The organism is Pseudomonas sp. NPDC089996 (genome assembly GCF_044748405.1).
Classification (GTDB): Bacteria; Pseudomonadota; Gammaproteobacteria; order Pseudomonadales; family Pseudomonadaceae; genus Aquipseudomonas.
The window spans coordinates 114,662-139,590 of sequence record NZ_JBIVGA010000012.1; the positions used below are offsets into that span (position 1 = coordinate 114,662).

At 62.4% G+C, this 24,929-nt stretch carries 21 protein-coding genes; 14 read left to right on the forward strand and 7 right to left on the reverse strand.

All coding sequences use genetic code 11. From position 1 onward, the window contains the following. Positions 1-202 precede the first annotated feature (202 nt). Positions 203-637 (forward strand): PRC-barrel domain-containing protein, encoded by a 435-nt coding sequence (locus ACIPW4_RS20655; protein WP_400661039.1) that lies wholly within the window; start codon positions 203-205, stop codon positions 635-637. A gap of 318 nt (positions 638-955) precedes the next feature. Here the strand turns inward: ACIPW4_RS20655 and ACIPW4_RS20660 are convergent, their stop codons facing one another. Further along, on the reverse strand, positions 956-6,040 hold the full coding sequence (locus tag ACIPW4_RS20660; protein ID WP_400661041.1) for an AAA family ATPase: 5,085 nt from the start codon (positions 6,038-6,040) through the stop codon (positions 956-958). A 42-nt stretch (positions 6,041-6,082) separates the two neighbouring features. Further along, the gene (locus tag ACIPW4_RS20665) at positions 6,083-6,733 is read right to left on the reverse strand and encodes a response regulator transcription factor (protein ID WP_400661043.1); all 651 of its coding nucleotides are present in this window, start codon (positions 6,731-6,733) and stop codon (positions 6,083-6,085) included. Positions 6,734-6,942: 209 nt separating this feature from the next. On the opposite strand from ACIPW4_RS20665, the gene ACIPW4_RS20670 reads away from it, so the two are divergent. The 3 genes from ACIPW4_RS20670 (at position 6,943) to ACIPW4_RS20680 (ending at position 9,636) form a co-directional block, all read left to right on the forward strand. Beyond that, positions 6,943-7,317: a response regulator transcription factor gene (locus ACIPW4_RS20670; RefSeq protein ID WP_400661044.1), complete on the forward strand. Its 375-nt coding sequence runs from the start codon at positions 6,943-6,945 to the stop codon at positions 7,315-7,317. A 177-nt stretch (positions 7,318-7,494) separates the two neighbouring features. After that, complete coding sequence (locus tag ACIPW4_RS20675; RefSeq protein ID WP_400661046.1) at positions 7,495-8,697, forward strand: NAD(P)/FAD-dependent oxidoreductase; 1,203 nt, start codon at positions 7,495-7,497, stop codon at positions 8,695-8,697. Between the two features lie 27 nt (positions 8,698-8,724). After that, a complete protein-coding gene (locus ACIPW4_RS20680) occupies positions 8,725-9,636 on the forward strand; it encodes an MBL fold metallo-hydrolase (RefSeq protein WP_400661048.1) in 912 nt (303 codons plus the stop codon). A 309-nt stretch (positions 9,637-9,945) separates the two neighbouring features. Here ACIPW4_RS20680 and ACIPW4_RS20685 read toward each other — a convergent pair whose 3' ends face one another. Both ACIPW4_RS20685 and ACIPW4_RS20690 read right to left on the reverse strand, forming a co-directional pair. After that, on the reverse strand, positions 9,946-10,440 hold the full coding sequence (locus tag ACIPW4_RS20685; RefSeq protein ID WP_400661050.1) for a DUF1543 domain-containing protein: 495 nt from the start codon (positions 10,438-10,440) through the stop codon (positions 9,946-9,948). A gap of 40 nt (positions 10,441-10,480) precedes the next feature. Continuing rightward, complete coding sequence (locus ACIPW4_RS20690) at positions 10,481-11,395, reverse strand: LysR family transcriptional regulator (RefSeq protein WP_400661051.1); 915 nt, start codon at positions 11,393-11,395, stop codon at positions 10,481-10,483. Between the two features lie 246 nt (positions 11,396-11,641). On the opposite strand from ACIPW4_RS20690, the gene ACIPW4_RS20695 reads away from it, so the two are divergent. The 3 genes from ACIPW4_RS20695 to ACIPW4_RS20705 all read left to right on the forward strand — a co-directional run bounded on the left by ACIPW4_RS20695 (position 11,642) and on the right by ACIPW4_RS20705 (position 13,897). Further along, complete coding sequence (locus ACIPW4_RS20695) at positions 11,642-12,976, forward strand: nucleobase:cation symporter-2 family protein (protein ID WP_400661052.1); 1,335 nt, start codon at positions 11,642-11,644, stop codon at positions 12,974-12,976. 64 nt (positions 12,977-13,040) lie between these two features. Beyond that, on the forward strand, positions 13,041-13,550 hold the full coding sequence (locus ACIPW4_RS20700) for a nucleoside deaminase (protein ID WP_400661053.1): 510 nt from the start codon (positions 13,041-13,043) through the stop codon (positions 13,548-13,550). Then, positions 13,547-13,897 carry a hydroxyisourate hydrolase gene (locus tag ACIPW4_RS20705; RefSeq protein WP_400661054.1) on the forward strand — a complete coding sequence of 117 codons (351 nt, stop codon included), beginning with the start codon at positions 13,547-13,549 and terminating at the stop codon, positions 13,895-13,897. The genes ACIPW4_RS20700 and ACIPW4_RS20705 overlap by 4 nt, the downstream gene beginning before the upstream one ends. A 225-nt stretch (positions 13,898-14,122) precedes the next feature. Here the strand turns inward: ACIPW4_RS20705 and ACIPW4_RS20710 are convergent, their stop codons facing one another. Together ACIPW4_RS20710 and ACIPW4_RS20715 are read right to left on the reverse strand one after the other, a co-directional pair. Next, the gene (locus tag ACIPW4_RS20710; RefSeq protein ID WP_400661055.1) at positions 14,123-15,607 is read right to left on the reverse strand and encodes a DUF1254 domain-containing protein; all 1,485 of its coding nucleotides are present in this window, start codon (positions 15,605-15,607) and stop codon (positions 14,123-14,125) included. Between the two features lie 215 nt (positions 15,608-15,822). Then, positions 15,823-16,692: a DMT family transporter gene (locus tag ACIPW4_RS20715; protein ID WP_400661057.1), complete on the reverse strand. Its 870-nt coding sequence runs from the start codon at positions 16,690-16,692 to the stop codon at positions 15,823-15,825. A gap of 121 nt (positions 16,693-16,813) precedes the next feature. Here ACIPW4_RS20715 and ACIPW4_RS20720 point away from each other — a divergent pair, with 121 nt between their 5' ends. The 7 genes from ACIPW4_RS20720 (at position 16,814) to ACIPW4_RS20750 (ending at position 24,038) form a co-directional block, all read left to right on the forward strand. Beyond that, a complete protein-coding gene (locus ACIPW4_RS20720) occupies positions 16,814-18,196 on the forward strand; it encodes a PLP-dependent aminotransferase family protein (protein WP_400661059.1) in 1,383 nt (460 codons plus the stop codon). 170 nt (positions 18,197-18,366) lie between these two features. Next, positions 18,367-20,124: an OPT family oligopeptide transporter gene (locus ACIPW4_RS20725; protein ID WP_400661061.1), complete on the forward strand. Its 1,758-nt coding sequence runs from the start codon at positions 18,367-18,369 to the stop codon at positions 20,122-20,124. A 65-nt stretch (positions 20,125-20,189) separates the two neighbouring features. Continuing rightward, positions 20,190-20,531 (forward strand): RNA polymerase sigma factor, encoded by a 342-nt coding sequence (locus tag ACIPW4_RS20730; RefSeq protein WP_400661063.1) that lies wholly within the window; start codon positions 20,190-20,192, stop codon positions 20,529-20,531. Beyond that, positions 20,528-20,698 carry a sigma-70 family RNA polymerase sigma factor gene (locus ACIPW4_RS20735; RefSeq protein WP_400661064.1) on the forward strand — a complete coding sequence of 57 codons (171 nt, stop codon included), beginning with the start codon at positions 20,528-20,530 and terminating at the stop codon, positions 20,696-20,698. Before ACIPW4_RS20730 ends, ACIPW4_RS20735 begins: the two co-directional genes overlap by 4 nt. A 3-nt stretch (positions 20,699-20,701) precedes the next feature. Beyond that, the gene (locus tag ACIPW4_RS20740; protein WP_400661065.1) at positions 20,702-21,535 is read left to right on the forward strand and encodes a FecR family protein; all 834 of its coding nucleotides are present in this window, start codon (positions 20,702-20,704) and stop codon (positions 21,533-21,535) included. An 88-nt stretch (positions 21,536-21,623) separates the two neighbouring features. Further along, positions 21,624-22,799 carry a TonB-dependent siderophore receptor gene (locus tag ACIPW4_RS20745; RefSeq protein ID WP_400661067.1) on the forward strand — a complete coding sequence of 392 codons (1,176 nt, stop codon included), beginning with the start codon at positions 21,624-21,626 and terminating at the stop codon, positions 22,797-22,799. A 135-nt stretch (positions 22,800-22,934) separates the two neighbouring features. Continuing rightward, positions 22,935-24,038, forward strand: a complete 1,104-nt coding sequence (locus ACIPW4_RS20750; RefSeq protein WP_400661069.1) for a TonB-dependent siderophore receptor — start codon at positions 22,935-22,937, stop codon at positions 24,036-24,038. Positions 24,039-24,180: 142 nt separating this feature from the next. On the opposite strand, the gene ACIPW4_RS20755 is transcribed toward ACIPW4_RS20750, so the two are convergent. Continuing rightward, a complete protein-coding gene (locus ACIPW4_RS20755; RefSeq protein WP_400661071.1) occupies positions 24,181-24,690 on the reverse strand; it encodes a GNAT family N-acetyltransferase in 510 nt (169 codons plus the stop codon). Between the last annotated feature and the right edge of the window lie 239 nt (positions 24,691-24,929).

Sequence of the window (24,929 nt, forward strand, 5' to 3'; positions counted from 1 at the left end):
TGCCGGTGAACTGGCCCGGATGGAAGGGGCCGTCCAAATTGACGGCCATCTGCACCACCCCTTCTGTCGACTCCACCTCCCACCGCTGGTCGCAGATAGCGAACGGCTGGTTGAGCTGACCACTCTCCTGTTCTGAGCGCCGTAGAAACGCGGCGTCACCCGAGCAGTTCTACTGTCTGTGGCCTCTGGCCAGGAGCGCACCATGAACTTCGAAGAACGCGACAAGTACGGTATGTACAAGGGACGGACCGATTTCACAGCCGAGGGAGACCGCGGCCCGGGGCCGCGGCTGATGGGTGCGGATACCCTCATCGGCAACGACGTGTACAACACGCAAGACGAAGACCTGGGTGACATCAAGGAGATCATGTTGGACACCGCCAGCGGCAAGGTTGCGTACGCTGTACTGTCGTTCGGCGGTTTCCTGGGGATGGGTGAAAAGCTGTTCGCCGTGCCGTGGGGTGCTTTGCGCCTGGATACGGTGAACAAGCGCTTCGTCCTGGATGCCGACAAGGACCGCCTGAAGAACGCCCCGGGCTTCGATAAGGACAACTGGCCAAACATGAGCGATCCGACTTGGGGCAAAGGTATTCACGACTACTACGGCACCACGTGGGAAAACGATCCCCGCCTGTGATGTGCCAACCTGCTTGGCCGGACTCCCGGCCAAGCCTATCCTGACCAACAGGGCCGTGACAGGTTGCTTTGGGTCGAAAGCGGTCATCCACCACCGGCAGCTTCCGACCCGTTGCTGCCGGTGAGCCGGACAGCAATCTTTGTGGGAGCGGGCGTGCCCGCGAAGAATCCAACGCGGAGCCTGGCACCGGCTGCGCCGGTGTTCGCGGGCACGCCCGCTCCCACAGAGTGCGCATCGCGCTCACGAAACCAGTTATTTTTCAGCGTCTGCTTTGGGTCGATAGCAGACACTCACCTGCCGGTATCCACCACCGTGCAATCAAGGCAATACCGCCAAGGTAAATCGCACAATAGCACCACGCGGATGATTGTCAGCAGCCGTCAACTGCCCACCCTGAGCCTCGATAATGGTTCGGCAGATCGACAAGCCCATACCCAACCCGCTGGCCTTGGTGGTGTAGAACGGTGCAAATGCCTGTTCTGCGTTTTGCGCGGCAAACCCGGGCCCGCTGTCACTCACCGTCACTTGCACAACGCCCGGGTTCATTGCGCTGCTGATCTGAAGGGTACGCCCACCAGCGTCAACCTCCTGCATGGCGTCCAGCGCATTGATGATCAGATTCAGCAGCACTTGCTGCAGCTCCACCCGGTCTGCCTGAACCTGCGGCAAACCCTCGGCGAGTGCGGTGTGCACCTGCACCTTCGCCCGCATGGCCTCGCCACGGGTGAAGTCGACCATCTCCAGCACCACTGCGTTGACGTCGACCGCCTGTTTCTGCGGCGGGACTTTGCGGATCAGATCGCGAATACGGCCCAGTACCTCCGCCGCGCGGTTGCCATCCTTGATGATCCGCCCCAGCCCTGCAGCCACCTCATCAAGCGCGGGTGGCTGCGCGCCCAGCCAGCGGATGGCGGCATTGGCATTGGTGACCGTGGCGGCGATCGGCTGGTTGACTTCGTGGGCAATCGAGGCCGCCAGCTGGCCCATGGTGGCGACACGGTTGGCATGGGCCAGTTCGGACTGGACCTGGCGATACCTGGCCTCGCGTTCAGCCACCTCGTGATACAGCCGAGCGTTTTCCAGCGAGATCGCGGCCTGCGACGCAAGCAGCCGCAGCACGGCGATACGCGCAGGGTCGAAAACACCCGCACCGAGATTGTTCTCCAGATACAGCGCCCCAACCAGCCGCGCCTGATTGCTGAGCGGCAGACACAGGAGGGACCGCGCCCTGCAGCGGCGGATATAGTCGTCAGCCCTGTACGCAGGGTCATCGATGGCATTATCCAGGCACAGACTTTCGCCCGTGCGCAGCACCTGGTAGAGCACCGATTCAGCCAGCAACGTGCTGCTCACGGGTTCGTTGCAGAGCACCACCTCGCCCTCGCCCACGCTCGCCTGCGCGACGATACGCGGTTCGCCCCCTCGGGCGCGCACCAGCACACCCCGTTCGGCGCCCGCCTGTTCGATCGCCGTGCGCAGCACCTGGGTGATCAGCTTCTGCAGGTCGACTTCGCCGGACACGGCTTGCGAAACCTTGAGCACGGTGGCCAGGTCCAGGTGCTCGACCGGCGTGGCGATGGTCGTCGTGGGGCCCAGTTCCGCGTCACCGCTGCGCAGGTAACGATGCCGGCTGTCCAGCTGGCGAACCTTGCCGTCGGCCCCCCAGCGCAGGTAGCCATAACGCGCGTCACGCAGGTAGACCCGGGCGATCCTGGCAAGCCCGCGGCTGCCATAGAAGCGTGACGCCAACTCGTTGGCCAGCGCCTCGACGTGCACGAAGCCGCTGTCACGCGCCAGCTGGATGGCCTGTTCATAGAGATGCTCGGCCTCGACCAGGCGCCCTTCCAGGCGGGCGATTTCTGCTGCCAGCAGCACCTGCCGGCTGGCAAATGTTTCCGCGCACTGCTGTGCCCAGGTCTGCAGCGCCCTGTGGTGCTCGGCCAGCGCCTGCAGTGTTGCGTCATCAATGCCCTGCCGGGCCGACAGTGTCAGCGCAGCGAAGAAGTGGTACTCCGCCTCTTCAAAAAACGAGGCAATCACCCAGAGCAGCCCCTTGGCCCGCACAGCGCAGGCCTCGGCTGCCGCATAGTCACCCGCCAGGTAACGCGCCTGCAGTTTGCGCACCCAGTACTTACCCGCCGCCAGGGCCAGATCCGGCGCATCGTCCAGGTGCTGCTCGAAACGCGCCTCGCAGAAGTGTTCGTTGTCCAGGCAACCGAAGACTGCGGTTTGCCCGCGCAGTGTGCGGATCAGCGCCAACTGCGTGTTCATGAAATCGATCACCAGCCCGAAATGCACCTTCTCGGCATAGGCCAGGCCCTGCTCGGCCTCGGGCTGCATGCTGCCCAGCGCCCCGCCGCTGAACAGCTGATCGGAGATCAGGCCATTGCCCACGTAGGCGGCGTAAGGCAGGTCACCGACCCGGTTGGCAGCGACGAACGCCCGCCGCAGCAGCTCGCGGCACTCGCTGACCGGGCGTGTCCAGCGCACCACGAACATCGAAAAACACAGGAACGTGCTGGCCTCGAAACGTTGCAGGCCGCGCTGCTCGACCAGCTCGCAGCCCAGACGCCCGAAGCGGTAACCGGTTGCATAGTCGCCATAGCGCCGGGACACGCGCCCGACGTTGGCGTAGAGCATGCACGAGGCATCACAGTTGCCGTGGGTCAGGCTCAGGCTCACCGCCTTGCATATGGTCAGGCAGGCCAGGTTGGCATTGGTTTGCAGGGCCGGGGCAAAAAGCTTGCACAAGGCATCCAGGGTGGCCAGCGATGTGGCGTCCTTCATCAACGGCAGGTCGATCAACTGCTCGATGCTGCGCTCACCCAGCAGCGCGGCGATCTGGTCGTACTCGCCGCGCACCTCCTCATCGCCTGGGCTGGGTTGCCAATGAATACCGACCTGGCGCAACCAGGCGAGGCAAACGGCCACCGCGCGGTCACTGCGGTCGAGCATCAGGCACACGTCCATATGCAGGCACGCCACCGCGACGCCTTCGGCCGCTGTGCGGGCGTGCAGCGCGAGGCCGATCAGGCGCTCGTCCGCCTGCCCGAGCTGGCCGGTCAGAAACTCGCATTCGGCCAGGTTCAGTGCCAGGGCAAAGCGCAATGCGTGCGACTGCGCTGTGTATGCGCCTTCCAGCAATTGCTCACCCACACTCAGGTAGGCCAGCGCCGAACCATAGGCCGATGCCGCCTTGGCCCGGCGCCCGGCCAGCAGGTTGAGTTCGGCCAGTTGCTCGCGTTCGGCACGGGTTTCAATCAGCGCCACGCCGCGGTTCAGCTGGCCGACGATTTCGAAAATGGCTGCTTCGCGGTGCTGGTCCGGCAGTTGTTCGGCCAGCAGGCGACCGATGCGCAGGTGCATGGCAGCACGGTCCTGTTCGGCAATCAGGGAATAGGCAGCTTCATGGATGCGGTCATGGACGAATGCCCAGCGGCCTTCGTGGGGCGCCACCAGCTCCAGCCGCACGGCAGCCCACAAAACAGCCTGCACGCGCTCCAGCGGCAGGTCGAGTACCTGGGCAAGGGTCTGAGCCTGCACGGCGTTGCCCAGGCACGCCAGGTGCTGCAGCGCCTGTCGGGTGGCCAGCGGCAAGCGGGCCAGCTTGCCGATCATCAGGTCGACCACATTGTCGGTGTAGCCCTTGGCATGAATGCGCTGTGAATCCCAGCGCCAGCGCCGGGCTTGGTGGTCATAGGTCAGCAGCGACTCCTCGGCCAAGGCCTGAAGAAACTGGATGACGAAGAACGGGTTGCCGGCCGTCTTGTCCTGGACCAGTTGGGCCAGGCCCATGACACTGGGCGCCGGGCAATGCAGCGACTCGGCGATCAGCTGTTCGATATGCGGGCGGGCCAGCGGCGCCAGGCGAACCTCATGCACCGCCGCCCCCGCCATGCGGATCGCCTGCAGCCTGATGTGCAAGGGGTGGTGCGCGTCCACTTCATTGTCGCGGTAGGCACCCACCACCATGACGTAGCGCAAGTCCGGGTGCGTGAGCAACGCTTCGAGCAGGTCGAGGGTGGCCGCATCGAGCCATTGCAGGTCGTCCAGAAACAGCGCCAGCGGGTGCTCGGCGCGGGCGAACACCGCGATGAAGCGCCGCAGCACCCGTAGAAAGCGCCGCTGCGCCTGTTGCGGGTCCAGCTCTGTCACTGGCGCAGGCTCGCCGACGATCAGCCGCAGCTCCGGAATCAGGTCGGTCATCAGCCGTGCATTGGGCCCACATGCTGCCAACAATGCATTGCGCCACTCGGCCAGCACCTCGCTGCTTTTGCCGAGCAGCGTACGCACTAGCCCCTGAAACGCCTGCACCAGCGTCGAATAGGGAATATCCCGCTTGTACTGGTCGAACTTGCCACTGGCGAACAACCCTCGCGGCGGCACCAGCACCTTGTGCAGCTCGTTGACCACCGAGGATTTGCCGATGCCCGAATAACCGGATACCAGCACCAGCTCCGGCACGCTGCTGCGTACCATGCGGTTGAAGGCCTCTTCGAGCACCTGCACTTCGCGTTCGCGGCCGTAGAGTTTTTCCGGGATCAGCAGGCGGTCCGGTGTGCCGTGTTCATCCAGGCTGAACGCGGTAATGCTCCGGCCCTGGCGCCAGTCGGCAAGGCAGCGACGCAGGTCATGCTCCAGGCCGGCAGCGCTCTGGTAGCGCTCTTCGGCAGTCTTGGCCAGCAGTTTCATCACCAGTTGCGAAAGTACCTGCGGCACGGTGGCGACTCGCTCGCACGGCGGCAATGGCTTGCGCGCGATATGGCAATGCACCCATTCCATAGGGTCGGCCGCAGTGAAGGGGAGCGAGCCGGTGAGCATCTGGTACAGGCTCACCCCCAGCGCGTAGAGGTCGCTGCGCGAGTCCACCGAGCGGTTCATCCGCCCGGTCTGCTCAGGCGCCATGTACGCCAGGGTGCCGGCGATGGTCTCCGGCGGCTCAGGTGCCTGCCGCTCGCGGGGCAAGCGCGAAGCAAGGCCGAAACCCGTCAGGCGGACCTTGCCATCGTCGCAATCGACCAGCATGTGGTGGGGCTTGAGGTCCTTGTGCACCAGCCCGGCCAGGTGCACGCGGCCCAGGGCAACGCAGATTCCAACCGCCAGCTGCAGGCATGCCTCGACACCCAGCGGCGCCACCAGCAAGGCCGACAACGGTTGGCCGCCAGGGTCGCCCAGCACCAGGCGCAGCTTGCCGTTGCTGCTTTCCAGGGCCTGGGGCTGCAGCGCCCAGCTGGCGTCAAGCTGATCGCGCAGGCTGTATTCATGGGCCAGGCGGTCGACCGTGGCGGGCAATGGTTGCTCGTTGGCCGGCCGCATGAGCAGCACGCGGGTGCCGTCCGGGCGCCGTAGCCGGCAAAACTGGCGATCACCATCGTTCCACAAGATGTGCAGTTTGCCTGGCATGGGCCCGGGCCCCATCATCGGGTTGGAGGAATACGGGCGGGGTCAGACCGTGCGCCGCAGCGGTTCGACACCCAGCGTCTCGGCCATGCGCACCAGGTCTGCGACCGAGCGCGCGCCGAGTTTCTTCATCATCTGCCCGCGGTGCACTTTCACGGTCACTTCGCTGAGGTTCAGCTCAGCGGCGATCTGCTTGTTCATCAGGCCCGCCGTGACAAAGGCCAGCACTTGGCGTTCCCTGGGTGTCAGCCCCTCGAAAGCACTGCGCAATGCAACACTGGCCTGTTCGCCTGCCAGGCGCTCGCGGTCGCGAGCCAGGGCATTGGCCACCGCGTCGAGCATGTCCTGATCACGGAACGGCTTGGCCAGAAAGTCCACCGCGCCGGCCTTCATGGCTTTGACCGACATGGCGATGTCACCATGCCCGGTCATGAACACCACCGGTATGCGCACCCCGCCCTGCTCCATCTGCGCCTGGAACGCCAGGCCGCTCTCGCCGCGCAGGCGCACGTCGAGCACCAGGCAAGCAGGCACAGGCTTGCGGGCAAAGGCCAGGAAGTCCTGAGTAGAGCCGAAGCTCTGCACCTGCAGGCCGACCGAGCGGAACAGGCCATCGAGGGCCAGCCGCATGGACGCGTCGTCATCGACGATGTACACCACCGGCTCTTTGCAATCGTGCGCGCTCTGCAAGGCCATTTGCGCTCCTCGAACAGTGATGCCGCATGCTGGCAGGTACAAGGCCAAGTGAAAAATCTAGCCTATGTTGGGCAAGCTTCACAGGTTTGGCCACTGGAAAGTGGCAAACCCAGACGCAGGTATTGCCCGGCTATACCTAGGTATACTTCTGCCACTGGCGCGACGGGGTATCTTGGAACAAGGCACAGGCCGCCAGGAGCTGACCGCGCATGACGCACGCCACCGCCACACTGATTGCCGTCGTCGACGACGACGAATCCCTGCGTGATGCGCTCGACGGCCTGTTGCGCGCCACCGGCTACCAAGCCCGCACCTTTGCCAGCGCCAGTGATTTCCTCGCCTCCGATGGCCCGAGCCAGGCCGGCTGCCTGATTTCCGACATACAGATGCCTGGCATGTGCGGGGTCGAACTGCTGGCGCAACTGCAGGGGCGTGGCTTCGACATCCCGGTGATCTTCATCAGTGCCCACCCTGGCCAGCGCTCGCGCATCACCCCTGGAATGCCCGGGGTGATCGGTTGCCTGCCCAAGCCCTTCGAGGCCCAGCAACTGCTGGACTGCATCACGTCCGCCCTGCACCGCTGAACAACCCTCTCGATACCTTCGTATACCCACTTACGCCCCATGCGTAATCCACTGCACACCCATGGAGAAGTGTGCCCGCCCCTGCCCCTGTTTAGCATTTACCTACAGCGAACGACTGCCCTACAGCGTTTCGCCAAGGCTGAAGTTCAAACCCCCGTTCACGTCAGGAGCACGATCATGAAACAGCAACTTCTGGTTATTGGTTCAGGCTTCGCCGGACTGTGGAGCGCCCTGAGCGCTGCGCGCCTGCTCGATATGCATGACCGCCAGGACGTACAGATCACCGTACTGGCCCCACAAGCAGAACTGCGCATTCGCCCGCGCTTCTATGAAGCCGACGTGCACAGCATGTTCGCCCCGCTCCAGGCACTGTTCGACGCCGTGGACGTGCGCTTCGTAAAAGGCAGCGCCGAAAGCATCGATGAACAGGCGTGCCGCGTCAGCTACCGCGACGAAGCTGGCCAACCGGCGGAGCTGGACTACGACCGGCTGATCCTGGCCAGCGGCAGCCAGCTGGCCCGACCACCGGTCGCCGGCCTGAACCAGTACAGCTTCGACGTGGACAAGATCGAATCGGCTGCACGCCTGGAGCAGCACCTGCTGGCACTGGGCAAACAGCCCGAAAGCGCCGCCCGCAATACCGTGGTGGTCTCTGGCGGTGGCTTCACCGGCATCGAAACTGCTACCGAGATGCCTGCCCGCCTGCGTGCGGTGCTGGGCGACGACGCGAAGATCCGGGTGATCCTCATCGACCGTGGCGAGCGCATCGGGGCGGCGCTGGGTGAAGGCATCCGGCCTTCGATCATCGAAGCCTCGGACGAACTGGGTATCGAATGGATCGTCGGCGCCACCGTCACCGCCGTGGATGCCGATGGCGTGACGCTGGCCGACGGCCGCCATATCGAAAGCCACACCGTGGTCTGGACAGCCGGCATGCGCGCCAGCCCGCTGACCGAACAGCTGAACAGTGCACGTGACCACCAGGGCCGCCTGCATGTGGATGGCAACCTCAAGGTGCGCGGCCTGGACCATGTGTATGCCGCTGGCGATGTGGCCTACGCGGCCACCGACGACATCGGCAATTTCGCGGTGATGTCCTGCCAGCATGCCATCTGCCTCGGTCGCCATGCCGGCAACAACGCCGTCGCCGACCTGCTGGGCGTGGCACCGACGCCCTATCGCCAGCCCAAATACGTCACCTGCCTGGACCTGGGCAGCTGGGGCGCGGTGTACAGCGAAGGCTGGGACCGCCAGTTGAAGCTGGTGAAAGGCGAAGCCAAGGAGCTCAAGACCCAGATCAATACCGTGTGGATCTACCCGCCGGCCGCCGACCGCACCACCGCCCTGGCCTCTGCCGACCCTTCGATCCCAGTGGCCTGAGCCATCCAGCCGAGCAGGAGAACGACCATGACAATGCCAATGAACGACGTCGCCCCTACCGACAGCGAAGAGCTGGTGCCCTCGCGCTACGCCGTGAAAGTCGGTGACATCGATGTGTTGGTGGTCAGTGACGGGGTACTGCCACTGCCTACCGAAACCATGTCGACCAACGCCGACCCGGCCGCCCGTGCGGCCTGGTTCAAGGATATGTTCCTGGGGCCTGACGCCTTCGACTGGGCACTGAACGTACTGCTGGTACGTAGCGGCGAACAGGTCATTCTGGTGGATGCCGGGCTGGGTGGGCAGTTCCCCGGCTTCCCCCGAGCCGGGCAATTGCCGAAACGCCTGGCGGCCGCCGGTATCGCGCTGGAATCGATCACCGATATCGTCATCACCCACATGCACATGGACCATATTGGCGGCCTGCTGGTGGATGAGGTGAAGAATCGCTTGCGTGCAGACGTGAAAATCCATGTCACCGCTGCTGAAGTGGACTTCTGGGCCGCCCCGGACTTCTCGCGCACGGAAATGCCACAGCCAGTGCCGGATGTGCTGCGGTCGACTGCCACGGCGTTCTTGCAAGCCTATGGCAACAGGATCCGCACTTTCGAACATCATCATGAGGTGGCGCCCGGTGTGGTCGCCAGCCTTACCGGCGGCCACACGCCTGGGCATTGCGTGGTGTATGTCAACTCGGGCGGGCAGCGGCTGACCTTCGCTGGCGATGCGCTGTTCCCGGTAGCCTTCGACCACCCCGACTGGCACAACGGCTTCGAGCACGACCCTGAAGCGTCGGTACGGGTCAGGGTGGCGCTGTTAAATGAAGCCGCCGCCAGTGGCGAGCTGTTCGTTGCGACACACTTGCCGTTCCCTTCCGTAGGACGGGTGGCGGTCGACGGTGAAGGGTTCCGCTGGGTTGCGGGGTTCTGGAATTACTGAGGACAGTGCACCATTCAAGAGCCTCTTACACGGGCTGACGGATGGCGGCTTCCGACCCGTTGCTGCCGGTGAGCCGGACAGCAATCTTTGTGGGAGCGGGCGTGCCCGCGAAGAATCCAACGCGAAGCCTGGCACCGGCTGCGCCGGTGTTCGCGGGCACGCCCGCTCCCACAGAGTGCGCATCGCGCTCATGTAACCAAGTTTTCGCTTGCATGACTGACATTCGCGCGGTTCTCGAAAAACATGGAAAGCTAGATCGTACACATTCAGCCTATGGCACGGCGGCCCGTGCTCGCCCAGGCGTCCGGGCTAGGCAAGCACGATGTAATCGTTGCGCTGCACTATCCCGGCGTGGGGCCCTTCGACCAGATGCACATAGCGCCCGCCCACTTCATCGATCGGCAAGCAGTCGTCAACGTCCAGCACCGCATCGGTGTGGGCTTTGGCCCAATGCGAGAGGACCTGCCGCTTACCTTTTGCCTTGGCCTCGCGCTTGTCCCTGGCCACGACCAACAGATAATGATGCGCTTCACCGAAGGTCTGTGACTCATAGCCACCCAGGTTGATGAAATAGAGGCGAGGCGCATCCGGCAAAGGCGCCAACGTGCTGAACTCCACGCGCCAGCCCTCGACGCCATCGATGGCCATCCACGCGTCGATGTGCAGGCCTTTGGGGCTGCCGAACCAGCTGTCACGAAGCTGCGGATAGGTTTGGTCCAGCCTGTCGGCCACGACGAAAGCGACGTCGTGCACCTCTATTTTTGCCCGGGGATGTTTACCCCCAAGCAGCACAACGAAAAGCATTCGATACCCCCTGTGAGCGCCGCGCTCTCCAGGCCATGATTCACAACGTAGTCGCCTGCCCATTACGATCCAGCTCGAAAACTTTGTTTGCCTGCAACCGCGCCTTCAACCATTGCTCGGCCTTCGCCAGCGGACGCTGACGCGCCCACAGCAAATCCACGCCGATCTGCCAGTCGGTGTGAGGATAAGCCGAGAGTTGGAGCTCTACCAATTCGCCTCGAGCCAGCTCGCGTTGAATCAGCTGGCGAGGCAAGGTTGTCCAGCCAAGTCCTGCTCGAACCATTTCCAATAAAGCCAGATAACTTTCTGCCTGCCACAACTGAGTGGAGCGCAGGTACTCACTGCTGGGCAGTTTGCTGGCATGTGCGGTGAATGCCAGCCGACGATGCACATGCAAATCGTCAAAGGTCACCGATTTCATCTGGGCCAGCGGATGCAGGGGGTGGCAGACATGCAGCATGATCAATTTGCCCAACTGCTGAAACGCCAGCTCCTGCGGATACCCCGGTTGCGAGAATGCAACGCCCAACACAGCCTCACCTTGGGCGACCAACTCGCTGACATCGCCGTGGACGGGATGGCGAATGATCAGATCAACATAGGGGAAGGCCATCTCGAACTCCTTGAGTACCGGCATGATCGGCCCGTACGGCGTTTCAATCGCCAGGGTCAAGCTGGGCTCCACGGTTTCGGACAGACAATCGGCATGGGCCTCGAGCGTCAGGCAACGCTCCAATACCGCTTCGGCTTGAACGAGCAACTTTTGCCCACTGGCGGTAAGGGTCGGGTTGCGACTGGTTCTGTCGAATAGTTCAACACCCAGATCGGTCTCAAGGTTTGCGATCGCAGCGCTTATTGTGGATTGCGTCCTGCCCAACTTACGCCCCGCTCCAGAGAACGAACCGGCTTTTACGGAATCGACAAACATCTGCAACTGGTCCAAAGAGAATCGCAATGTCCAGCTCCTGAGCAAGTTCGGACAGTGAGGGTGCGTCGCTGAACGCATGCTGCAACTGCAGCGCGTTTTGTGCAAGCGGAGTACCCATCGACCCGGTCGATAGCTACTGATTTGTCATATCGTCCGTGGCGCTGAATCATGGCACCCGACGTCACTAGGTCCTGCCGGGTCAGGCATCCCGTTCATTGGCCACCGGGATGCCCCCAACAACAATAAAAGCTGCACCTTCAGGAGACATGCGACATGAGCATAAAAAGGGTACATGCGGTGGACGAGGTCCTGCCGCTGCGCCAACTGTTTACCTACGGCCTGCAACACGTGCTGGTGATGTACGCGGGCGCCGTGGCGGTACCACTGATTCTGGGCAGTGCACTCGGGCTGACTTCGGCTCAGATTGTGATGCTTATCAACGCCAACCTGTTAACGTCCGGGATCGCCACTTTGATCCAGACGCTGGGCTTCTGGAAATTTGGCGCACGCTTGCCAATGATCCAGGGCTGCTCATTCATTGCCCTGGCGCCGATGATCATGATCGGCAAAGAGTTCGGGCTCACAGAAGTCTTCGGCGCGGTGATTGCGTCCGGGGCGATCACCATTGGGCTAGCGCCGATTTTCAGCCGTCTGCTGCGGTTTTTTCCGCCCGTGGTAATCGGCAGCTTGATCACTATCATCGGTATTTCGCTGATGCCTGCGGCGGCGATCTGGCTCGGTGGGGGTAATACTGGTTCCGAAGATTTCGGAGCGCCTGCCAACCTGTTACTTGGCTTGGCGACAGTGGCAGTGACGCTGGTGATCTACGCCAAATTTTCCGGCTTTCTCGGCAACCTCAGCGTATTGATCGGGCTGTTCGCAGGGAGTCTGATGGCGGCAGCGTGCGGCATGACCCAATTCAGCCAGGTGGGTACGGCAGCCTGGTTCGAACTCAGCCCGCCGATGGCTTTCGGTGTACCCGAGTTCTCGCTGATGCCAATTTTGGTGATGACGCTGGCGATGTTGGTGATCATGGCCGAGACCACGGGCAACTGCCTGGCCATCGGCAAGCTGGTCGACAAGCCGACAACCCAGCTGACGCTTGGCAATGCATTCCGTGCGGACGGCCTGTCGACCATGCTGGGTGGCCTGTTCAACAGTTTTCCCTATAACGCCTTCACCCAGAACACTGGGCTGATCGCACTCTCCAGCGTCAAGAGCCGGTATGTGGTGGCAGCCGCCGGGGCAATCATGGTGGTCATGGGGCTGTTTCCAAAGTTGGGTGCGCTCATCGCTGCTGTACCTACTCCCGTACTCGGCGGCTGTGCGATCGTGATGTTCGGCATGACGACCGTCGCGGGGATTCAAGAGTTGTCCCGCGTGCAGTTTGAAGGCACCCGCAACGGGATCATCGTTGCGGTATCGGTCAGCGTAGGTGTGTTGCCAATGTCCTTCCCGGCGCTGTTCGAACATGCGGGCGGCACTCTGAAGCTGATTCTCGAAAGCGGCATCTTCCTCGGTGCGATCACCGCAATCATCCTGAACATTCTGCTTAATCCGCAAACCAAAGCGACTCAGGCCCCAGCCCACGCCGAACTGGCCGACTGAAAACTGACTTTGCTCCCCCTTCCAGGTCGGAGCGATAACTTCCAAAAACTATAAGGACGTCGTTATGACCGTTTTTTCCTCACTTGTTCCTGCCGGCATCACCGAACTCGATCTTGAATTGTTGTGCCAATCGATCCAGATGTCCGAAGCGTCCAGGGAGCGTGGCCGCCATCCATTCGCTGCACTGGTTGCGGACCAGGACGGCAAGATCATTGCCAGTGCCGGCAACAATTCCATGCCGCCTGAAGGTGACCCCACCCAGCATGCTGAATTGGTCGCAGCCGCTAAAGCCGCAAAGTTGCTGACGCCAGAGGCGCTCGCCAAGTGCACGCTGTACACCAGCGCCGAGCCTTGCTGCATGTGTGCGGGGGCGATTTACTGGACCGGTATCGGTCGAGTGGTCTATGCGTTGTCTGAGCATGCACTGTTGGGGTTGACTGGCGACCATCCAGAAAACCCGACGTTCTCACTACCTTGCCGCGAAGTGTTTGCGCGTGGCCAGCGGCAGATCCCGGTATTCGGGCCAATGCTGGAAACCGAAGCCTCCAGGGCCCACATCGGATTCTGGAAGTGAACGGTGGCGTTTCGATCCACGTAGTGGATGTCGCCAGCGGTAAGGTCGCACAAGGTTTGCGAGTGACGGTAAGGCGGACTGATGGCGGGCCAGTGTGCTCGGGTCGAATTGCTGCCAACGGCCTGCTGGTTGAGTTAAGTCATCTGGCTGAACGTTTCACTCAAGGCGGTTATGAAGTGCGGCTGGAAGTTGCCGACTTTTATCGCGAGCAAGGCATGACATTGCCCGAGGTGCCGTTCCTGGATGTGTTGATTTATTCATTTGGCCTGGACGATACCCGCCAGCACTATCACTTGCCATTCAAATTGACGGCTTGGGGCGTTTCGTGTTTCCGCGGCGGCGCCTGAAAGACTAACGCTGTTTCAAAGCGGCACGCATGCCGCACTACCTTTGTAACTCGGCGATCAATCTTTACCTGCATTGCAGACCGCCGGGTTACTTTTTATTGCTCACAACGCGATTCAAGCAGGGCGCTTGTGCACGCCGCATTACTGGTGGACGTGGGTCAGCTTACGTTCGGCAAACCCGATACGTTCTTTGTCCGATTTCTCCGCCAGCATGCACGGGGTCAGTTACTTGACCTGTACGACGTCGTCCGGTTTCCAGGTCTGGTCATAGAACGAGTCCTCGCTGCCATAGAGTCGTAGGGCGACCAGGAAGTTACGACCAGGAATGGTCTGGATGAAGGCTGCATCGGCAATATCCTTGGGCTTTTCCGGGCCGAACCAGATTTCAATCGAGCCATCCTGTTGCTTGGGGATGTCGTAGTAGCCGTTGGTTGATGGCAGCAACTGACTGGTTTGCGGCATGGTCCCGTCGGTGATGTTGTAAGCCGTCACTGCCCAGAACAGCGCTGCTGGCGGGTTCGGCGGCAGTCGCAGTTTGTAGGTGCTCCCACCTTCGAGGAACTTGCCGTCCTTGTCGCGGCCGGTGAACGGGTATTTAGAGCCAGCACCTGTGGTGTGCATCACCATTGCTGGAGCTGACGAGTAAGCAAACTGGAAGAAGTTTGCTCGCTGGTTCACGTCCAGGTAACTGTCCTGCATCCAGTCATTGGTGCCACCCGCCCAGGTGTTTTCGTACTGACGGTCCTTGTAGTAGAGGTTGCGCTTATCCTCACGACCGAGTTGGCGATTGGCGAGAATCATCTTCGGCGCGGTTTCCACCGCCTTTTTCAACAACGCTTGCTGCTTCTGGTCTGGCTCGAACGGCTGGCCCTTGATAATGCCAATGGAGGCCAGCACACCACGCAATTCCGGGTCGATGGCCTCGACCGGTTCATAGTCCACAAATGCCTTGAGCTTGGTCCAGTAGGCGTTGTCGACCGGGTACATCATGTCCAGCTGCTTGCCGCTGGCATCCGGAAACTCCATGGGTTTGGCGTCCTTCTCCGTTGCCCACAGTGGATAGACACGGGTGCTCTCGGCGCTCTTCACCGCCGGTGCCGGGTCAGGTTTACCCTCGCCTTTGGCCATTATCGTGCGGAAGAACAGGAACACGTTGTAGGTCCGCGACTTGACCGCAAAGTAGCCATTGGGCACCGGCCCGTTGTAATCCGGCGGCAGCAGCAGATAAAGGCCGCCACGAGCACGGTCAGGACCGATCGCCCCGACATCGGTGAGCGTTCGTTGGAAAAAGTCGGTAAACATGCCGATAACGTTGGCAGGCGCTTTTACCACGAGCGGGCCTGTCTGCTTCAGGTCAAGGTAACTCATGGAGTAAATCACGTCGGCGTTCGGCGTGGGCACCATGGTCCGCGAGTCCATGCGCTGCTTCCAGATCGGCAATACGTTATAGCCAGCGCCAAAGGCTGCCTCTGACCCATCTTTCATGCCGATGGTATTGAGCGCCGGCAGCATGGTCATGTAAGCGAACACTGCGCGTTGGTAGTACAACTCATCGCGCAGGCTTTCGGCCTCTTTGGGGTCAAGCCAGTTGCCATGGTTGAGCTGCTTGATAAGCGCAGAGGCTGGTGCTTGATCCTCTGCATGCAGCAGCGGTGATGTAACGGTCAAACTCAAAACCACTGCGCAGAGGAGCTTCAGTCTGTATGGCATTGTCGACATCCTGGCTTGTGAGGGTGATCGCAGGCGGACGTGCCGAACCCAAGAGGGAACAGGGTGATGTCCACCCTCCGCTTCGCAGTCCATTGCGGTCTCAGTCTAGATGGCGCTCGGCTGTCGACAAGGTCAAGCGAAGCGGGCCAAGTGCCGCCGAAGCCTTCGTGCACAAGCGCTCCTGCAGGCACAGCGCAGGCCTGCAGGCTGGTGATCTACCGGGCGTACTTCTTGGCCCCGGCGACACAGATGACAGCCCCCAGCGTCACCACCAGCATCACCCAGCTGACGTGCTCGTGGAGCAGCAGCGCTGCGAGCCCCAGCCCCATGAACGGCTGGAAGAGTTGCAGTTGGCCCACTGCCGCAATGCCGCCCTGGACCAGCCCTCGGTACCAGAACACAAAGCCGATCAGCATGCTGAACAGTGAAACGTAGCCGAAGCTGAACCACGCAGGGGCGCTCACCTTGGCGAAGGTATCAGGCGCTGGAAGGTTGACGATCGTCAGCAGCAGCATGAACGGCAACGCCACAAGCAATGCCCAACTGATCACCTGCCAACCGCCCAAGGTGCGCGACAGACGCGCCCCTTCCGCGTACCCCAAGCCACAAACCACCACCGCAGCCATCATCAGCAGATCGCCCACTGCCGACGCCTCTCCTCCATTCATCAAGGCATAGCCAACGACCAGCCCGGCACCTGCCAGCGAAAACAGCCAGAACAGTGGCCGCGGTCGCTCACCACCGCGCAGCACGGCAAACCCTGCAGTGCAGAGCGGCAGGAGGCCGACAAATACAATGGAATGCGCAGAGGTGACGTGTTGCAGGGCCAGTGCCGTCAGCAGCGGGAAACCGATGACAACGCCAAGTGCCGTAATGGCCAATGACGCCAGATCACCCCGCTCAGGCCGAGGCTGGCGCAACACGACCAGAAAAAGCGCGCCCAACAGGGCGGCAATCGTTGCCCTGGCGCAGGTCAGAAACGTAGGTTCAAAGGCCGCCACGGCCACACGGGTTGCCGGTAACGAGCCCGCGAAGATAGCGACGCCTATGAAGCCGTTGATCCACCCGCTGGTTGATTTTTCCATCGTTGAGCCCTCGACAAGTCAGGATTCAGTACATCACTGACAGGCTCACCTAGGCCACGTACAATCCCAAACAGTTCAACCGAACTGTTATGCCTATGAACCCAGCACAGTTGAGGGTGCGATGGAACGGAATGGAACGCGAATTCGAATGGTCATGGGTGAAATCCAGTCCAGGATAGCCTCTCGAACCTACACACCTGGCGCGCGAATTCCTTCGGTGCGTGCCATGGCTCAGACCATGCAGGTATCGGTTTCCACCGTCCTCGAGGCCTACGAACGGTTGATGGCAGAGGGTGTGCTCAGCTCCCGCCCCGGCTCCGGCTTTTACGTTGCCGGGCCAGCGGCGCCATTGGCACTGACCGAGCTCGGCCCCAGGCTGGATCGCGCCATCGACCCGCTGTGGATCTCGCGCCAGTCGCTTGAAACCTCCAGCGATGCCTTGAAACCCGGATGCGGATGGCTACCTGCGTCCTGGATGTACGAAGCCGGCATGCGCAAAGCGCTGCGAATCGTTGCCCGGTCCGACACGGTGAACCTGACCGATTACGCTTCACCCCTTGGCCATCCGCCTCTCAGGCAACGCTTGTCCAGACGACTGGCAGGGCTCGGCATCGATGCCCTTGCGGAACAGATCATGCTGACCGAGTCCGGCACGCACGCCATCGACCTGATTTGCCGTTTTCTGCTGGAGCCGGGAGACACCGTCCTGGTCGACGACCCCTGCTATTTCAATTTTCACGCCGTATTGAAAGCGCATCGGGTGAACATCCTGGGTATACCCTACACGCAGACGGGCCCGGACATCGAGGCGTTCGGCGCGGCCCTGCTTGCGCACGCGCCTCGGTTGTACATCACCAATTCCGGCATCCACAACCCGACCGGGGCCACCTTGTCTCCGGTCACGGCACACCGGCTGCTGAAGCTGGCCGACACCTCGAACCTGGTGATTGTGGAGGACGACATCTTCGGCGATTTCGAGACCACGCCCGCGCCACGGCTGTCTGCCTTCGATGGCCTGTCGCGGGTCATCCAGATCGGTAGCTTTTCCAAGACTGTCTCCGCTTCAATCCGGTGCGGCTACATCGCGGCTCGCAGTGAATGGATCGAGAGCCTGGCCGACCTCAAGATTGCGACGACGTTCGGAGGCGGACGCCTGGCCGCAGACATCATCCATCAGGCTATTACCGATAGCGGGTACCGAAAGCACATGGAGAGTGTCCGCCTCAGGTTGGCTGCGGAAATGGAGCGAACGGTGGCGAGGCTGCAGGCCATTGGTATCAGGCCCTGGATGGTTCCCCAGGCGGGCATGTACGTCTGGTGCCAGCTTCCTGAAGGCAAGGATGCAGCGACGCTGGCCAAAACGTGTCTGGCTGACGGCGTATTGCTGGCGCCTGGGAATGCGTTCAGCCAGTCCATGACTGCGGGGGATTTTCTGCGTTTCAACGTTGCTCAGTCGGGTGACGCCAGGATCTACGAAGTACTGAAACGGGCCTTGAGTGCGTAGGCTTTGGACGAAAAGCCTGCTCACAAATGTATTGCGTTGACCGGTAGGAGCTGGCTTGCCCGCACAAAACTTTTCGTACAGTGCCTAGTGTCGTTTGTACCAAGGAACCTTCTCGGCATCTGGGGGCTCAGTTGTCCTGAAGGCACTTGCGAGACACACAAAGGACTGCCATGGCATCTGCTCCAATCACTGCCCTCCCCCAGGTTCGCGTCGAACGTGAACTGAGCCCGAGAGCGGTACTCACCGGCGCAGTGCTGGGCATCTTGCTCACGCCCTCGAATGTGTATGCCGGGCTGAAGATCGGCTGGTCCTTCAACATGTCGATCATCGCCTTGCTGATCGGCTTCGCCCTGTGGCAGGGCCTGGCCGGGCGCAGCAAGGCTCGGCCCGCGTGGACCCTGCACGAAAGCAACATCAACCAGACCGTGGCCTCGGCCGCCGCCTCGATCGTGTCTGGCGGGCTGGTCGCGCCGATCCCGGCCTATACCCTGCTGACCGGCCACCAGCTGGACCCGGTACCGATGATGGCCTGGGTGTTCTCGGTGAGCTTCTTGGGCATCTGGATCGCCTGGTACCTGCGCCCCGCCCTGCTCAACGACCACGGCCTTAAATTTCCCGAAGGCATGGCAACCCTTGAAACGCTGCAACAGATCTACAACCAAGGCCGGGAGGCCATGACCCGGATCAAGGTGCTGTGCAGTGCCGCGCTGTTGTCCGCGCTGGTGAAATGGATCGACGGGTTCGTCTGGGCAATACCGCGCTGGGCGCCCACCCCTGCGCTCGAGCGCCTGACCTTCACGTTCGACCCTTCGCTGATGCTGATCGGCTTCGGCAGCATCATCGGCATCCGCGTGGGCCTGACGCTGCTGATCGGCGCCGCGCTGGCCTGGGGCGGGCTGGCACCGTGGCTGATCGGGCATGCCCTGGTGGTGCTCGCACCGAACGCCAGCGGCCCACAGTTCGCCGCGCTGGTGGAATGGCTGTTGTGGCCGGGCGTGAGCCTGATGGTGTGTGCGACCCTGACTTCATTGTCGGTTCGCCTGCTGCAAGCACCACGCCGCTCGCCGGCGTCTCCTCTGGCCAATGGCGCACCCCGCGCCCGGCTGCGGATTACCCCATGGCCTGCGTCGGGGCTGCTGCTGTCCATCGCCCTGATCGTGACCCTGCAGGTGCTGCTGTTCGGCATCGACGGGTGGATGGCGCTGTTGAGCATTCCGTTGGCAGTGTGCCTGGCCGTGGTCGCCGCGCGCGTGGTTGGCGCCACCGGCATCGCGCCGATCGGCGCCATCGGCAAGCTGTCGCAGCTCAGCTTCGGCCTGGTCGCTCCGGGCCAGGTACCCATCAACCTGATGAGCGCCAACACGGCGGGCGGCGCGGCCGGGCAAGCCACCGACCTGATGAACGACTTCAAGGTGGGCCAGGCGATTGGCGCGACCGCGCACAAGCAGTTGGTGGCGCAGTGCATCGGCATCTTCATTGGCAGCGTCGTCGGGGTGCTGGTCTACCGGGTGCTGATCCCCGATCCGCAGGCTTTGCTGCTGACGGAGCAGTGGCCGGCACCTGCCGTGGCGACCTGGAAGGCAGTGGCGCAGACGTTGACCCAGGGGCTGGGGGCGCTGTCGCTGGAGCTGCGCTGGGCGATTGCGGTGGGCAGCGCGGCAGGTGTGCTGCTGGGGGCGCTGGACAGCCTGCTGCCGTCGCGGCTGGCCCGGTGGCTGCCGAGTACGGCGGCGCTGGGCCTGGCGTTCATCTTGCCGGCGTCGATCAGCCTGATGATGGGGTTGGGTGCGGTCATTACCTGGCTGGTCAGTTGCCGGTGGCCGAGCGTGACGGAGCGGTTTGCGATCACCGCGGCGGCGGGGTTGATTGCGGGTGAGAGCATCATGGGGGTGGGGGCCTCGTTCTGGGAGATGCTTCGAGGGTTGTAGGCGCCAATTGCTCGACCCGGAAACCGCATGTTATAAATGCGACTCACTATCAATTGGTTGCCATCATGGCTTCGACCGACAGCGATCTCCTGCAAGCGCTGGCCTTGCACTATGACGATTTGGTCGAACATATTCGTCGGCGTTTTTCCAACCAGCATTTTGCCCGCGACGTGGTTCATGACGTGTGCGTGCAGATCCTGGAGAAGCCGCCGCTTAACGCCATCAGCGTCCCCATCGCCTTTTTGCGACGTGCCACGCTGAACCGCGCCATCGACCGACGCCGCTCGGAAAGCACCCGCCAGCAGTACGTGCACAGCCAGATTGCCGTGGTCGAGCAGCACCGCGATGACCTGGATGGCGCCATGGCGCTGGAATTCGAACAGCGCCTGCGGGCTCTGCTGGCGTGATCGATTCATTGCCGGCGCGTCAGCGCCAGGTGTTCCTGCTACACCGCATCCACGGCATGCCACAAAAAGACATCGCCGAGGAACTGGAGATCTCCATCAATATGGTTGCCCAGCATTTCATGCGCGCCATGCGTACCCTGGCACACCGCTGGCAGCCGGAGACCTGACCCATGCAACGCCCTGGTACTCCCGGCGGGCCTGACGCCCTCGAACCTTATGCCGAATCCTTGCGTGCCCTGGTGCCCAGCCGCGAAGCGCTGCTGCGCGAAGCCAAGGCGCAGAGTGCACGCACCGCCAAGCGTCGGCGCAAGGCCGCCACCACGGCCCTGCTACTGGCCATGGCCGGCTGGACCTGGCTGGCCGACCCGGCGCTGGGCTATCGCCAGGTCGAGGTGGCCAGCAGCGGCCGGCAAACGCTGCACCTGGACGACGGCAGTGTGGTCGAACTGGACGCCGGTAGCGTGCTGCGCATCGAATATCGCCTGCGCAGTCGGCAGTTCGAGCTGCTCGATGGCGAGGGCTGGTTCAACGTGGCCCACCAAGCCAAGCCCTTCATCGTGCGCAGCCAGGGTGTCACGGTGCGTGATATCGGCACGGTGTTCGATGTCCGCAGCGACCTGAACGGTGTGCGGGTGGCGGTTCTGCAGGGTGAAGTGGAAGTGGACAACGGCGCGGCGCGTCAACGGCTGACAGCCAACCAGCAACTGCTGGCCAGCCACCAACGCCTGGGCCCCGTACACGACAGCAAGCCTGGTGAACTGGAAGCCTGGCGGCATGACCTGTTTCATTTCGACGGTACATCACTCGAGTCGGTGGTGGCGCAACTGCGCCGCCATCGCAACGCGCCGATCCAGCTGCAAGGTACGGCCGCCTCGCAGCACCGGCTCAGCGGCGAATTCCCGACCGGCAATGTCGAGCAGTTGATCGACAGCCTGCCGCAACTGGCACCGGTATCGGTCAGCCGCGACAACAACGGTGCTGTACAGGTGGATGTGCGCCGCTGAAAAATATTTTCAGCGGGACATCAATGTGCGGTCGCATAAAACGCCAATCCCTATGAAACGCATTCTCACTCGCTTCAGTAGGGATTTCATGACGCTCTTCACCCACCCGCTGCGTCAGGCAATGTACCTGACAACGTTCGGACTGCTGGTAGCCGGCCCCTTGCAGGCCGAACAGGCGCACTACCGCATCGACCTGCCGGCCCAACCGCTGGACCAGTCGATCAACGCCCTTGCCCGCCAGACTGGCACGCGCATCGTCTTCAACACTGACGCGGCACATGCGATACAGGCGCCGGCGCTGCATCAGCAATCGAGTGTCGAACAGGCGCTGCGCCAGTTGCTCGCCGGCAGCCAGTTGAGCCTCAGCCAGGCAGCCGATGGCCAATACCTGATTACCCTGCCCAGCGAGCCCAGCAACGGTGCGCTGGAGCTCGACACGTCCAGCGTCATCGGCCGCCAGCCGGTGACCACCACCGAGGGCAGCCATTCCTACACCTCTGGTGCGGTCACCCTGGGCAAGGGCGTACAGACCCTCAAGGACATCCCGCAGTCGGTCACGGTGATGACCCGCCAGCAGATGGACGACCAGAACACCCAGACCATCAGCGACCTGGTCAACCGCACGCCCGGCCTCACTGCCGCCCGTTCGCCGGGGTCGGGGCTGTTCATCTACTCGCGCGGTTTCAGCATCGACACCTTGCAGTACGACGGCGTGCCAATCCCGCGCAATACCTATTCGCTCGGCAGCTACCTCACCAAAGACCTGAGCTTCTACGACCGTGTCGAGGTGTTGCGTGGCCCCGCCGCACTGTTGCAAGGCGGCGACAGCCCGGGCGGCGCGATGAACCTGGTGCGCAAGCGCGGGCAAGACAAGGCGGCTATCACCCTGACCGGCAAGGCCGGGTCGTGGGACCGCTACGGCCTGCAACTGGACGCGGGCGGCCCGCTGAATGCCGAAGGCACCCTGCGCGCACGCACGGTGGTCAGCCAGACCGACAATGGCTCGTTCATCGACTACGTGCGTGGCTGGAACCAGACCGTCTACGGCGCCGTGGACTATGACTTCAGCCCCGACCTGACGGTGGGCATCGGCGTCGCCAACCAGAAGGGCCACTCGCGCTCGGCCTGCCGCGCTATGCCGACGGTAGCAACCCCGACTGGTCCCGCTCGACCTATGTCGGCGCTGACTGGAACCGTGCCGACAACAACCAGACCAGCGTGTTCCTCGATGCCAGCTACCGGCTCGACGACAACTGGCGGCTGAAGGCCGCCGGCGTGTACATGAGCGAACACAACGGCGCGACCTACCAGGCGCTGTGGGATGCCCTGCCGGTCAACGGCTCGACCGAAAACACCTACATCGACTGGAGCACCGATTTCACCACGCACAGCAAGGGCTGTGGACCTGTACCTGGACGGCCAGTTCAACGGGTTCGGTTTCGAGCAGTCCTTCCTGCTCGGCGCCAACTACTCGCGCATCAACACCGACGACCGCTGGGCCAGGGCCCCCACCTTCGGCGCGGACATCACCGACATCGACCACCATCGCCCGATGCCAGACATCTACAGCCTGGCAAGCCGCGGCCGTGGCGCATTGACCGAATATGAAATCACCCAGAAGGGCTTCTATTCGCGCTGGTCGGTCAACCTGACCGAGCCCCTGAAGCTGATCGTCGGTGCCCGGACCAGCTGGTACGACTACAGCTACGCCGACCAGTCCTTCGACCACACTGGCTACAGCGAATCGACCACCAGCAGCAACGGCAAGGTCTCGCCCTATGCTGGCCTGGTCTATGCGCTGAACAAGCAGTGGTCGGTCTACACCAGCTACACCGACGTCTTCCAGCCACAGACCGCACGCACCAGCAGCGGCTCGGTGGTCGAGCCAATCGTCGGCAGCAACTACGAACTGGGGCTCAAGGGCGAACTGTTCGACGGGGCCCTGAACACCTCGATCGCCCTGTTCCGCTACGACCAGGAACACCGCGCCGTACTCGACCGCAGCGGGCCGATGGATTGCGATGGCTGGTACTGCTCACAGGCGTCCGGGAAGGTGCGCAGCCAGGGCCTGGAGGCGCAGATCAGCGGTGAAGTGCTCAGTGGCCTGCAAGTGATGGCCGGTTACGTCTACAACACCACACGCTACCTGGAGGATGGCGACTACAAGGACAAGGTCTTCAGCACCTGGACGCCCAAGCACCAGCTCAAGCTGTGGGCCGACTACACCTTGCCCGGCAACTGGAGCCGAACCTCGGTGGGCCTGGGGACCACGGCGGTCACCGGCACGACCTCCTACGATCACGTGTTCGACCTGCCCGGCTATGCCATCTGGGACGCCCGCGTAGCGTACAAGGTCAGCGACGAGGTGACGGTGGCGGCGAACCTCAACAACCTGCTGGACAAGAAGTACTACCTGCCGGCGTACAACACCATCGACTACAACAACTACTACGGTGACCCGCGCAACGTGATGTTCAGTGTGAAGTACACGCCGGAACTCTAGCCTGGCTTGACGTTCGGCTTGAGGTTTTCAGCGCCGGCGAGATGTCATGACATGCTGTTTGCGAGCGTCCATCTCCTGAGCGTGGCTGCGGCGTGTCTGAATGAAGGTGTGGTGCTGGCGCCCGGAGCTGCCCTGCCGTGCGCTAGCTCCCGCCTGGCGCCGACTCCTCCTGCTTGTAGATGCGAAAACCGCGCGCCTGGTAGTTTGCGAGCGCTGCAGGGTGGTCGAGCGTGCACGTATGGACCCACACCCGGCGGGTGCCGTGCCATGCCCACGCCGAGCTGATGGCGTGACTCAACAGCGCCCCGCCAAAGCCCTGCCCCAGGAATTGCGAGGCCAGGCCGAAATAGCGGATCTCGCTGTTGCAGCCATCGGGGCGATAAAGCTCGTAATAGCCGGCGATAGCACCCCGGTAGTAGGCCACCCAGGTGCGGTGGCAATCCTGCTCGACCAGTGCCTGCCAGTCAGCCTCACTCCAGGTATCAAGGTCGCCCCATTCCCAGGGCGTGCCTACCAATTGGTAAAGAAACCGATTGAAGGCCGCCTGAGGCACTTCACATTCGATGATCTGAAGGTCGTCACGCTGTGGCTTTTCCTGAAGGTCAGACGCTGAAGTCATTTCGAGGAAATAAGTGGTACAAGCCCGTTCCATCGTAGATTTACCTGCCTTGTGCCGCGAACAATCAGGCAAGCATGCCAGTTACTGCTCGGCTCCAGCAATGGATTACCGGGGTGAAGGCTGGGAAAGCAAAGCGCATGGGTGCGGTAGCGAGTTTCGTAAGTGCGACGCGCACTCTGTGGCAGCGGGTTTACCCGCGAAGCAGACGACGCGGTGGATGGCACCGGCTTTGCCGGTGTTCGCGGGTGAACCCGCTCCCACAACGTCCGCTG